A 12,565-nucleotide genomic window follows, 5' to 3' on the forward strand; every position below is an offset into this window, starting at 1 on the left:
ATGAATAGCGCAAATATTAAATAATAAACATTAGTATTTTCCATAGAAACAATTTCGAATATAATCGAAAAATATCAAAACATCATTGTATTTCACACATACTAATTGTTCTTTATTCCATATTTAAAAACGTATAAAAGATTCTTAGAGATATTGTATAAAACTTGCATTTCAGCATAAAAAAACTTATTATATCACGAATAATTCAATAATAAAAAATGCGGGATTTTATAATAATTGGGGCTGCACAAGCAGGGCTCTCTATGGCTTATTATCTAGAGCAACTCCAACAAGATTATTTAGTAATAGATAAAGAAGATGAAATTGGTGCTAGTTGGCTTAACCGCTGGGACTCCCTCACCTTATTTACCCCTACAGAATTTAACCATATGGCAGGCATGGATTTTCCTGCAAAAAAAGGGCACTACCCTAATAAATATGAAGTAGCAGAATATTTTAAAACCTATGTAAAAAAATTTAACATACCAGTACAACTAAATACACTAGTACAAAAAATAGAAAAACAAGCAGACAAATTTATACTTACCACCAATCAAGGTAATTTGGCTTGCAAACAAGTTATAATAGCTACAGGCCCTTTTCATATACCTTACACTCCGCCTTGTAGTAAATTAATAGCTTCAAATATTTTTCAAATACATAGTAATTATTACAAAAACCCATCTCAACTACAAGATGGTCCAGCAATGGTGGTAGGAGCTGGAGATAGCGGATTTCAAATTCTAGATGAAATATCTAAAAATGGAAGAAAAACCTATTTTTCTGGTGATACAGATGTAAAAACGCTTCCGCAGGAAATATTAGGAAAAACACTTTGGTGGTGGTTTACCAAATCTGGATTTTTAAGTTTTAGCAAGAATTCTTGGATTGGTAAAAAAATTACCCATTCTAAACAGCCTGTAATTGGTACAGATGTAAAAAAAATTTTAGGCAGAAAACAGGTCATTGCGGTAGGTAGAACTAATGCTGCTCAAGAAGAAATTATAGAAACAGAAAAGCAACAACTTACAGATGTAAAAAATATTATTTGGGCTACGGGTTATAGACCTAACTTTTCTTGGATTGATGGTTTAGAGCTAGATCACGAAGGTTACCCCGTGCACCAACGAGGTGTAAGTAGTATAAAAGGTTTATATTTTATTGGCTTACCTTGGTTACACACAAGAGGTTCTGCTACATTGGGAGGTATTAAAAAAGATGCCGAATATTTAGCTAAACAGATAAAGAAAGAAACGGTTTAAAACTTAAAAAAGCGTCATTCTAAAATTTAGAATAACGCTTTTTTAATTATATAAAATTAAAATATAGCTTGTAAATTATTTCTTTAAAAAGTAATGATCTAAAGAATACTTACCACCTCCTGTAAAAATTAATAATCCGTAACTAAACAGATATAACAAAGGTAATTCTTGATGAGACATACCATCTGGTGCGTGAACTATAAATACAGCAACCGCCATAGTAATTGCTAATGGTATTGCTGCTAATTTGGTACCTAAACCAATAATTAATAGTATAGAGCAAACCACCTCGGCAAAAACAGCTAGTGCTAGACTTGGTGTAGCTCCTATACCCATTGGGTCTGCAAATACAATATCATTTCCACTAAAAAGTTTCAACATTTTAGAGTATCCGTGGTTTAACATTAAAACAGATATTCCTATTCTAAATAAAAGTAAGCTTATATCTGTAGCTCGTAAATTAAGATTTGTTTTATAGCTCATATTTATTCTTGTTTTTCTAAAAGGCTTTTTGCTTTCTCTACACTTCTAAAAACCATAGACTTCATCTCTTGTACTTTCTGCTTCTCATTTTCTACTTTAGGTTCTCTTTTATGGTATTCTTCTATAGAATAAAGAGTATCTTTTAACGCATTAGGAAATTCATCTCCAAACTCTACCATCCACGTCATCATAGACTCGTGAGCTTCTTTTAAATTTTCATTTACGTGCTTAAACTTTTTACCTTCTGCTGTAGTATCTATTTTAGCTTCCGTTTTTTCAATTAAGCTGCTCAACGTTCCCATTTGAGGCATTACCTCATCATGTACTGCTAAAATTTCTGATATAGCTTTATCATACTCTTGTTTTTCTTTAGGAATCTTCTTGTCGCAACTCCACACAACAACACTTAACAACACCAATAAAAGGCCTTTTTTCATAATTATAATATTTAAGTATAAAAATAAACAAATTTAACAATAGACCAACCAAATACTTATTTTTGCCTTATGGTTCAACAATATGATATTTTAATAATTGGTGGTGGTGCAGCAGGTTTTTTTACAGCTATTAATGCTGCAGAAGCTAATCTTGATTTAAACATTGCTATTTTAGAGCGTGGTAAAGAAGTATTAACTAAAGTAAGAATTTCTGGAGGTGGACGCTGTAATGTAACTCACGCAGAATTTTTACCTAAAGAACTTTCTAAAAATTACCCACGTGGAGAACGTGAGTTGTTAGGGCCTTTTCATCAATTTATGACAGGAGATACTATTGCTTGGTTTGAAGAAAGAGGTATTGAACTTAAAATAGAAGAAGATGGAAGAATGTTTCCTTCTACAGATTCTTCTGAAACTATTATTGATTGTTTTTTAAATGAAACGGAAAGACTTGGCGTAGAAATTAAAACAAGTCACTCGGTTCAAAAAATTAAAAAATCTAACAATTCTTGGGTTATAAAAACCAATAAAGGAGATTTTACTGCTAAAAAGATTTTGGTAGCTACAGGAAGTAACCCTAAAATTTGGAATCTATTAGAAACCTTAGGCCATCAAATTGTACCAGCCGTACCTTCTTTATTCACATTTAATATACAAGACCATTTAATTAAAGACTTAGCTGGCGTTTCTACTTTTGCACATGTAAAATTAGTAGATGAAAAACTAGAAAGTGAAGGACCTTTATTAATTACCCATTGGGGATTAAGCGGACCTGGAATTTTAAAACTTTCTGCCTGGGGAGCACAATTATTGGCTGAAAAAAAATATTTATTTAAAATTCAGGTTAATTGGTTAGGTTATACTTCTACAGATGATGCTTTAGAGCAATTAAAAGAATTAAAAATTAAGTATGCTAAACAAAATGTAAGCACCTACGCTCAATTTGAACTACCTAAAAGATTGTGGCAAAATTTATTAATAAGTATTAAAATTTCTGATCAACAAAAATGGGCAGACCTTAACAAAAAACAACTGCTATTGTTAAGTGAAAAACTTACCGCTTGTAGGTTTACAGTGAATGGTAAAAGTACTTTTAAAGAAGAATTTGTTACCGCTGGTGGTGTAGATTTAAAAGAGGTAAATTTTAAAACTTTTGAAAGTAAGCTTTATAAAAATTTATTTTTAGCAGGTGAAGTAATAAATATAGACGCCATCACAGGCGGATTTAATTTTCAAAACGCATGGACGGGTGGTTTTATAGCCGCAAAAGCCATGACTAATACAACAAAAAACGATGAAGATTAACGGTTTTGTAGTTTCTTTACTAGCTACTATTTTGGTTGCCTATCTTTTTCCGCAACTGGGAGATTATCTTCCTTTAAAAACAATTACAGATATTGGAATTGGCTTTATTTTCTTTTTTTACGGACTAAAACTTTCTGTTTCTGAATTAAAATTAGGAATGAGTAATTACAAATTACACATTTTAATACAACTCACCACATTTCTGCTTTTTCCGGCATTGGTACTCATTGCATATCCGTTTTTAAAAGATACTACTGCAGAAGAATATTGGCTTGCTTTTTTCTTTTTAGCAGCTTTACCTTCTACCGTTTCTTCTTCTGTAGTTATGGTTTCTTTAGCAAAAGGAAATATACCTGCTGCTATTTTTAACGCTAGTTTATCTGGAATTATAGGCGTAATTATCACTCCGTTTTGGTTAGGCTTTTTCTTAGATGCTTCAGAAGGTTTTACCTTTACAGATGTCTTTTTAAAATTATTGTACCAAATTATTATACCGCTTACTTTAGGTTTTTTACTTCACCGTACATTAAGAGTTTTTGTTAATAGGTATAAAAGTAAACTTGGCTTATTTGATAAATGTATTATTGTACTAATTGTATATAGTAGTTTTAGTACATCTTTTACAGCTAATATTTTTTCTAACCTAAGCTTTTTAAGTCTTCTGCTTTTATTTGCGTGTGTACTCGCATTATTCTATATAATTTACGGAGCTACGGGATTAATTGCTAATTGGCTGCATTTTAATAAAGAAGATACGATTACTGCACGTTTTTGCGGATCTAAAAAATCTTTAGTTCACGGCTCTGTAATGGCTAAAATTATTTTTGGTAATTCTGCTGGCGCAGGTTTGTTTTTGCTACCAATTATGCTATTTCATATCACCCAATTAATTTTAGTTTCTATCTTTGCAGAAAGGTATGCGAAAAGGGGAAATTAAAGGTTAGTTATATTTTTATATTTCTTCAATACCAATCTCTTTGAAATATTTCCAGGTTCCATTATAGAATAAATCAGATCTTGTAAAATCAACTTCCGAGCCTTCAGGAATAAATATAACCATTCCTTGTCTAGCTCTAGTTAAAAGAACTCTATATGTATTTTTTAAGTATTCTTTACTTGTCTCTTGTTTAATATTTTGCCATTTAGTTCCTTTAAAGCTCTGATAATTCCATGAATTATCATTAAAATAAAAATTTGCCCCCCAAGCTAAACATGACCAATCAATTTCAAGGCCTTGAATATCAAACTCAGTAGCCACTTCTTCTAAAAAATACGATGAACGTATATCTCTTTCACTATTTAAGAACCAAACAGGAGCTGATATTTCATTTTTAACATTAATCCCGAAAGGTCGTAATCTTCTTGCTCCGGAAGAAGCTATTACCCCTGTTCTTTCAGATCCCTTTGCTTTTTTTCTCAACCAGTTTTTGGCCTTAGATAAGTCTCTAGTGATATAAATAGGAAAATCTTTATGAATTTGATTATATATCTTTTTTGCTTCAGTTATATTTAACTCTAAAAGCTCTTGAATAAAAGCCGAAATTTTTTCAGATCGAAATGATCTTATACACACTGAAAGGTGTAATTCTGATTCTGAATGCGCATTATTTTTCAACCATTTTTTTTGAATCTTTGTCTTTATATAATTTGAACTACCAGTTATGAGGTTTGAATAATGAACATTCCATCCTGAATAATTTTTAATTAAAGAGTTGATCCACTCTTCAATACCTGCTTCTCCTGTATTAATTTCCTGCCCTCCTCCAATTAAACAAATAATTACACACCAATCTTTGTGTCTATTCATTACATCTATTAAGAATTCAGGTTCAGACATTTTAAAATTCTCAATGCCTTTTTTGCGCTTCATAAAAGAACTAACTTGTTTTTCATTCCAAGCCCTTTGTGCTTCGTCAAAAACAACAACTTTTTCAGTAGGTTCTATATCTTGCTTTAGATACTCATCTCTGAAATGATGTATATTCTGAATAAAAGCACTCGTTTCTCGTTTTGCTTTTTCCTTAGTAATTGGATTGCCCTTTAGTTTTGAATTTTCAACTAAGTCTCTTGTCAATGCTTCTCTAAGTACATCTACTAAAGGCCCATTTCCTGAAAGAAAAACAGCGTGTTCATCTTCATCTACTTTCATTCTTTCATTAGCTATATTTAACCCTGCTAATGTTTTTCCTGCCCCTGGAACACCTGTTACAAAGCATATAGTCTTTATTTTATGATGTTTTGAATGCTCTATTATCTTATTTAAACAATTAGTTGTTTTGGATAAATTAATTTCACCTGAACCAGATCTAGAAATATCTTTAACATTATGCCCTTTATATAAAGCTTGGGCAGCCTCAATAATAGTTGGTGTAGGTTTGTAAATTGAATTTTCCCAAAAATCACAATTAATAGATTTATTACCTTTCCCTAAGAATAGTTCTAAAGTATTCTTTAACTCTCTTTTATTCGTTTTTGCCACAGCTCTATGATTAACCACCTCTTCTATGTCAGGTACTACACCTTTTGCATTTGTTGCTATTAAAAGAGGTATTAATTTAGTGTTATGACTCCCTTCATGAAAATTTTTTAAATCTAAAGTATAATCTAGTACTTGAGTTTGAGCATGACTTTCAAAATTCCCTTCTCCAACTTTAAATTCTACAACAAAAATAGTATCTGAAATAATAATAATATTATCAACTCTTTTTCCCATTCTAGGAATAGCAAATTCAAAATATATTTTACCTTTAAAATTAACTAATTGTTCTTTTAGTATCTCGATTTGCTTTACCCAAGCATTTTTTTGTAAATCTTCTAATTGTCTATTTGAATGGTTTAGACTTAATTGTCCCAATATTGAATTTAGATTCTCCGTAATGAAATTCGAAATTGAGTTTTCATAATAAGCTCTATTCATTATACTATTTATGTATTAGTAATTAATTAAAAATGTAAGCGAATTTATTTTATAAATTTTTCTTTCCCTGTAAGATATCACAAATCAAAGTGTTAAAAATTATCTCACACTAAAAAACCCCGCGTTAAGGATGGAAGCGGCATCCTTTTGTGTAGCGGCAGCAAAACAAAAGATATAGCGTACAGCCTGACCTGTAAGGTAACGCCATAAGCTAAGCTTTATTTAAAATGTTCTTTTTTAAGGTCTTTTGCTAATTGGTGGTTTCCTTCTTTTGATAAGTGCTTCATTACGTTTTTTACATCGGTAATTTTAGCGCCTTGGTGATGTTTGGCAATGGCTTTTATTTGGTATGGCTTCAACCAAAAACCTGTAATTAATGGCAAGTGGTCTTCTACCATTTGTGTGGGTAAATTGTTATAAGTGAGGGGTTGTTCTTGTTTGTTTTCAAAGTGATTTACTAGTTGGGCTAGTGAGGTTTTTAATTCTGATAAACTTTGCAATTGTATGTTTGCTGATATATGAACGGCAGAATAATCCCAAGTACTTATATCTTTTTCTTGGTATAAAGAAGAAGATATATAACCGTGTGCTCCTTGAAAAATTAATAACACTTTAGTATTATTTTTTAAAAAAGAATGCATCTCATTGTGGTTTGCTATATGGCTGTATAATTGAAAGCTAGTAGAAGTACCTTTTACTAACACAGGTATGTGAGTTGCTAGTAAATCTGTGCCTTGTATTACTAAGGTTGCAAATGGGTGTTGCTGTATAAATTTAAATATATACGCTTGGTCTTGTTTAAGGTATTTTTTGGGTTGGTACATTTACTTTTCTACTCCTTTTAATAATTGTTGTTCTATTTGTATGTCTTTATCTTGGGTATGCAAAACAGATATATCTCCTGTAGCTTCAAAAATAACTGCTCTTACTTGAGACAATTGTAAGACATTAGCTTCTCTTAGTTTTGAATATAAATCTGACTTGGTGACTTGTGCTTTTTTTAAATTTTCTTCTAAAATATGCTGCCCGTCCATTAACAATAATGGGGAGTTGTCTATAACTTTTTCAAAGAAAGAAAATCTTCTTAATACAGCAGCTATCATCTTTAATAAATATACAGCTAGTAAACCAACTGCCCCGTCTATTAAACTTACAGAAGATGATAAAATAGTAGATGCAACCATAGAACCTATGGCTACGGTAATAGCAAAATCAAAGCTAGACATTTTAGAAAAACTCCGTTTCCCTGCTATTCTAGTACATATTATTACTGCTATGTAAATACCAATAGCGCATAAAACAATATTAATAAGTGATTGCGGACTTGTTTGTAACCATTTTTCCATCTTATTTTTTTATTTAGTTGAGTATTTACTAAATAAAAATAAATTAAAACAGACCATCAAGTGTATTAACGAAGATTTATTAATTGAGCCTCCAAATTTCAAAATTTACTATTGCGGTATAAGCTATCCAAACTGTATAGGGTATTAACAAATAGGCAGCTATTGGTTTTACTATTTTAAACCACTTCATAGTAAAAAGTAATAATATAAATAATGCCGCAATAAGTAAAAAAGCTAATAAAGGAGATTTTAGCTCAAAAAAGACTAAAAACCAAGCTGCAGTTAATAATAACTGAAACCCAAAATGATATAATGCTGTTTTAACCCATATGTGATGCAAGCCTCTACTCCACACTACTCCTGCTGCAATTCCCATAAAAGCAAAATTGATTATCCATAAAGAAGTGTATAACCAATCTGCTATCACAAAAGAAGGCTTGTTAATTACCGCCAACCAATTATGCAAACTTTTTTGAATAGCTAGCGTACTCAAAAAACCTATTAGCACGCAAATAAGCACACTAGAAGCTATTTTATAGTAGTTTGGTTTTCTATTCACGATATTACAATTAGCATTGTTGTAATTTAAAAATATTTTTTGAATTACAACACCTTCTTCAGACAATCATTCTTTTATATTTGCACAAAAGTTTAAAAGATGTCTACAGAGCGTTTTATTTTAAAGAAAAGCCATGAACTACCAACCAATGGTAAAGTAAGTTGGGAGTCACCGAGTAATATTGCCTTGGTTAAGTATTGGGGCAAATATGGAGAACAACTACCTAAAAACCCATCTGTTAGTTTTACTTTAAACAACTGTAAGACAACGACTACGCTTTTGTTTGAGAAAAAAAATGACACTACAGATTTTTCTTTTGAAGTTTTTTTAGAAGAAGAAAAAACTCCGTCTTTTGAACCTAAAATTAGAAAGTTTTTTGAAAGAATACAGGTTTATTTACCATTCTTAAAAGATTTTCATTTTGTGATAAAAACTTCTAACTCTTTTCCGCACAGTAGTGGTATTGCCTCTTCTGCTAGCGGAATGAGCGCACTAGCTTGTTGCTTAATGAGCATAGAAAAAATGATAGATTCTAGCATTTCTGCAGAATATTTTCAGCAAAAAGCATCATTTTTAGCCAGATTAGGTTCTGGTAGTGCTGCTAGAAGTATTGAAGGTGGTTTAGTTGTTTGGGGGGAACATAAAAATATAGACCATAGTAGTAACCTTTACGGTACACCGTACCCTTACCAAATAGCTGATGTTTTTACTACTTACCAAGATACCATTTTACTAGTAGACAAAGGTGAGAAAGTAGTAAGTAGTACAGTTGGGCACAACTTAATGCATAACCACCCTTATGCAGAAAATAGATTTCAGCAAGCGCATGATAATCTAGATACCCTCAAAACTATTTTTGAAGAAGGAAATCTAGATAAATTTATTAACTTAGTAGAGAGTGAAGCACTTACCTTACACGCTATGATGCTTACAAGTAACCCTTATTTTATACTAATGAAACCTAATACGTTACATATTATAAATAAAATTTGGAGTTACAGAAAAGAGACAGGTAGCAAGGTTTGTTTTACCTTAGATGCTGGGGCTAATGTGCATTTATTATACCCTGAAAATGAAAAACAACAAATTTTAGATTTCATTAATAACCAGTTAATTGCACATTGTCAAAATGCGCAGTATATTTGTGATAATGTTGGAACTGGAGCAAAGCAACTTGCTTAATTTTTCTAACGGAAAATAATACTATGAAAGGACCTTTATTTTATTCAAAAATTTTATTGTTTGGTGAGTACGGAATCATTAAAGATTCTAAAGGTTTATCTATACCTTATAATTTCTATAATGGAGCTTTAAAGGTTGATGAAAACCCATCTGAAGCTCAGAAAAAATCTAACCATAACCTTAGAAAATTTTCAGAATATTTAGCTACTTTACATCAAGAACAGCCTAGCTTAGTTTCTTTTAATATGAAAGAATTAAAAAAAGATATTGAAAAAGGCATGTATTTTGACAGTAGTATACCGCAAGGTTACGGTGTAGGTAGTAGCGGAGCTTTAGTGGCTGCTATTTACGATAAATATGCATTGAATAAAATTACTGTTCTAGAAAATTTAAGTAGAGAAAAACTCTTAAAACTTAAAAATATTTTCGGACAAATGGAATCTTTCTTCCACGGGAAATCTTCTGGTCTAGACCCTTTAAACAGTTATTTAAGTCTACCTATTTTAATAAACTCTAAAGATAATATAGAAGCTGCCGGTATCCCTTCTCAAACAACTAACGGTAAGGGAGCTGTTTTTTTAATAGATAGTGGTATTGTTGGTGAAACTGCACCAATGGTAAATATCTTTATGGAGAATATGAAGCAAGAAGGCTTTAGAAAAATGCTTAAAGACAAGTTTATTAAAAATACCGATGCTTGCGTAGATGATTTTTTAAGAGGCGATGTCAAATCTCTTTTTAGTAATATAAAAGAACTTTCTCATACGGTTTTAGATAATTTTAAACCAATGATCCCAAAGCAATTTCATAAACTTTGGAAAGAAGGTATAGATACAGGCAACTATTACTTAAAACTTTGTGGCTCTGGTGGCGGTGGTTATATTCTTGGTTTTACAGAAGATTTAGAGAAAGCTAGAAAAGCACTTCATAATTATAATTTAGAAGTAGTATATAATTTTTAATATCCCTAATTTTATTTTATGGGAATATTATCTAGAAATAATAAGCTAGTATTGCTAAAACTTGCAAGTTTATTTTCTGTAGTGCGCGGCTACAACATTCTTATTATTTTTATTGCTCAGTACTTAGCTTCTATCTACATATTAGCACCAGACAAACCTTTAAGTAAAGTGTTGTTTGACCCTAATTTATTTATCATTGTTATAGCATCTACTCTTGCAATTGCTTCTGGTTACTTAATTAATAACTTCTACGACACAGAAAAAGACTTAATTAACAGACCACAAAAAACTCTTTTAGATAATTACATTAGTCAAAAAACAAAACTAGCTATATACTTTACGCTTAACTTTGTTTCTGTAATTCTTGCTAGTTACGTTTCTTTTAAAGCAGTAATTTTCTTTTCAGTTTTTATTTTTTTTCTTTGGTTTTACTCTCATAAATTAAAAAAGTATCCATTTATAGGCACATTAGCGGCATCTTTGCTAGCTATCACACCATTTTTTGTAGTCTTTATATACTACCATAATTTTGATATGGTAATTTTTGTACACGCTACTTTTCTCTTTTTAATTATATCTATTAGAGAATTAGTAAAAGATCTAGAAAACCTTAAAGGAGATCTTACTCAAAATTACAGAACAATTCCTGTGGTTTATGGTGTAGGCGTTTCTAAAAAAATAATTAGTGCTTTAGTAGCATTAACTCTTGCTCCCACCCTAATATTAATTACCAATAAATTTGCTATTGGGTATATGCACTATTACTTTTTATTAAGCTTTGTGCTATTAATAATTTTCTTATTCTTTTTATGGAAATCTTCTTCAAAAATGCAATACACTTTACTACACAATTTGTTAAAGCTAATTATTGTAGTTGGTGTTTTTAGTATTTTATTAATTGATGTAGATGTAGTTTTAAACAGAGTTTTATAACAAATAACCTACTGAATATCAAAATTATAAATTATTAAGTAAACAATTTAAAAAAATCATTTATTAAACAGTACCTTTGCAAAAAATTTAATTATGGGCAATTCAAGAAATCAAGGAAAAGGAAATATGAAGAAGAAGAACAAGCCTCTTAACAAAAAAAGTAGCGCACCTAAACGTAAAGTTGTAGTAGATAAGCAAGTAAAAGACCCTTCTGCAGGTATGCGTTTAAATAAATACATTGCCAATTCTGGTATATGTAGTCGTCGTGATGCAGATATTTACATTGCTGCAGGTAACGTAAGAGTAAATGGAGAGGTGGTAACAGAAATGGGGCATAAAGTTAAACTTACAGATGAAGTTAAGTTTGACGGCAGAAGAATTAATCCAGAGAAAAAAGAATATGTTTTACTAAACAAACCAAGCGGGTTTTACGTAACAGGTAGTTTAGAAAAAAACAACAGAACAGTAATGGATTTAATTGCTAGCGCTTCTAAATCTAAACTAGATCCTGTTGGTAAATTAGACACTAGCTCTATGGGGTTATTGTTATTTACTAACGATGGTACTCTAGCAAAAACCTTAGGTAGCACTAAAACTAGAGTAAGACAAATTTTTCACATTGAGCTTAATAAAAATCTTGATGAAGAAGATATAGACAAAATTAGAGATGGTAGAGTAATTTTAGAAGACGGTAAAGTAACTGTAGATGAAATTAGCTATGTAGATAATAGACCAAAACGTGAAGTTGGTATAGAGTTACAAAGCACCAGACCACATATTGTACAACGTACTTTTAAAAAATTAGGTTACGAAGTAGTAAAACTTGATCGCGTGGTATATGGCGGATTAACTAAAAAAGACTTAACCAGAGGTCATTTTAGACACCTAACCAAACAAGAAGTAATTAACTTAGGAATGATATAATATTAAGTTAACCAATATTTTACAAGCCTTTTGATTTATTTCAAAAGGCTTTTTTATTTTTAATAATTTAACATTTCAACTATTTCACAGAAATAAAAAATAGATTTTATTTGCGCCGCATTTAGCTGAACATATCTTGAAAACTGTTTGTAGTTTCGGATTTTTGAACGTGAGGAAGTCAATTTCAAAAATAGGTTACCAGGTAAACCACCGAATTTTAAAGCTAGCTTCCGTTTTATCACCTACCCCTTTCCA

13 protein-coding genes are annotated in these 12,565 nt (G+C 30.9%); 7 read left to right on the forward strand and 6 right to left on the reverse strand.

Annotation, left to right across the window (positions count from 1 at the left end; translation table 11 throughout):
* Positions 1–218 precede the first annotated feature (218 nt).
* Positions 219–1,262 carry a flavin-containing monooxygenase gene (locus BUC03_RS12475; RefSeq protein ID WP_073152603.1) on the forward strand — a complete coding sequence of 348 codons (1,044 nt, stop codon included), beginning with the start codon at positions 219–221 and terminating at the stop codon, positions 1,260–1,262.
* A 75-nt stretch (positions 1,263–1,337) separates the two neighbouring features.
* Here the strand turns inward: BUC03_RS12475 and BUC03_RS12480 are convergent, their stop codons facing one another.
* Entirely contained in the window at positions 1,338–1,745 is a 408-nt protein-coding gene (locus BUC03_RS12480) for a DoxX family protein (RefSeq protein WP_073152606.1), read from the reverse strand.
* A 2-nt stretch (positions 1,746–1,747) separates the two neighbouring features.
* Positions 1,748–2,182 carry a hypothetical protein gene (locus tag BUC03_RS12485; protein ID WP_073152609.1) on the reverse strand — a complete coding sequence of 145 codons (435 nt, stop codon included), beginning with the start codon at positions 2,180–2,182 and terminating at the stop codon, positions 1,748–1,750.
* 69 nt (positions 2,183–2,251) lie between these two features.
* Between BUC03_RS12485 and BUC03_RS12490 the strand changes: the two genes are divergently transcribed.
* Both BUC03_RS12490 and BUC03_RS12495 read left to right on the forward strand, forming a co-directional pair.
* On the forward strand, positions 2,252–3,487 hold the full coding sequence (locus BUC03_RS12490; protein WP_073152611.1) for a BaiN/RdsA family NAD(P)/FAD-dependent oxidoreductase: 1,236 nt from the start codon (positions 2,252–2,254) through the stop codon (positions 3,485–3,487).
* Entirely contained in the window at positions 3,477–4,424 is a 948-nt protein-coding gene (locus BUC03_RS12495) for a bile acid:sodium symporter family protein (RefSeq protein ID WP_073152613.1), read from the forward strand. The genes BUC03_RS12490 and BUC03_RS12495 overlap by 11 nt, the downstream gene beginning before the upstream one ends.
* A 15-nt stretch (positions 4,425–4,439) precedes the next feature.
* Here BUC03_RS12495 and BUC03_RS12500 read toward each other — a convergent pair whose 3' ends face one another.
* From BUC03_RS12500 to BUC03_RS12515, 4 genes are all read right to left on the reverse strand, one after another.
* Positions 4,440–6,404 carry a DUF2075 domain-containing protein gene (locus tag BUC03_RS12500; protein WP_073152616.1) on the reverse strand — a complete coding sequence of 655 codons (1,965 nt, stop codon included), beginning with the start codon at positions 6,402–6,404 and terminating at the stop codon, positions 4,440–4,442.
* A gap of 218 nt (positions 6,405–6,622) precedes the next feature.
* Entirely contained in the window at positions 6,623–7,228 is a 606-nt protein-coding gene (locus BUC03_RS12505) for an FMN-binding negative transcriptional regulator (protein ID WP_073152618.1), read from the reverse strand.
* Positions 7,229–7,750, reverse strand: coding sequence for a DUF421 domain-containing protein (locus BUC03_RS12510; protein WP_073152621.1), 522 nt, complete (start codon positions 7,748–7,750; stop codon positions 7,229–7,231).
* A 79-nt stretch (positions 7,751–7,829) separates the two neighbouring features.
* Positions 7,830–8,375: a TspO/MBR family protein gene (locus BUC03_RS12515; protein WP_234971622.1), complete on the reverse strand. Its 546-nt coding sequence runs from the start codon at positions 8,373–8,375 to the stop codon at positions 7,830–7,832.
* Between the two features lie 33 nt (positions 8,376–8,408).
* On the opposite strand from BUC03_RS12515, the gene BUC03_RS12520 reads away from it, so the two are divergent.
* From BUC03_RS12520 to BUC03_RS12535, 4 genes are all read left to right on the forward strand, one after another.
* Positions 8,409–9,491 carry a diphosphomevalonate decarboxylase gene (locus tag BUC03_RS12520; RefSeq protein ID WP_073152624.1) on the forward strand — a complete coding sequence of 361 codons (1,083 nt, stop codon included), beginning with the start codon at positions 8,409–8,411 and terminating at the stop codon, positions 9,489–9,491.
* Positions 9,492–9,514: 23 nt separating this feature from the next.
* Positions 9,515–10,453: a mevalonate kinase family protein gene (locus BUC03_RS12525; RefSeq protein WP_073152626.1), complete on the forward strand. Its 939-nt coding sequence runs from the start codon at positions 9,515–9,517 to the stop codon at positions 10,451–10,453.
* Positions 10,454–10,471: 18 nt separating this feature from the next.
* Complete coding sequence (locus BUC03_RS12530) at positions 10,472–11,386, forward strand: geranylgeranylglycerol-phosphate geranylgeranyltransferase (protein ID WP_073152629.1); 915 nt, start codon at positions 10,472–10,474, stop codon at positions 11,384–11,386.
* 93 nt (positions 11,387–11,479) lie between these two features.
* The gene (locus BUC03_RS12535) at positions 11,480–12,310 is read left to right on the forward strand and encodes a pseudouridine synthase (RefSeq protein WP_073152632.1); all 831 of its coding nucleotides are present in this window, start codon (positions 11,480–11,482) and stop codon (positions 12,308–12,310) included.
* Positions 12,311–12,565: the final 255 nt, after the last annotated feature.

This window comes from Mesonia phycicola (assembly GCF_900141885.1).
Lineage (GTDB): Bacteria > Bacteroidota > Bacteroidia > Flavobacteriales > Flavobacteriaceae > Mesonia > Mesonia phycicola.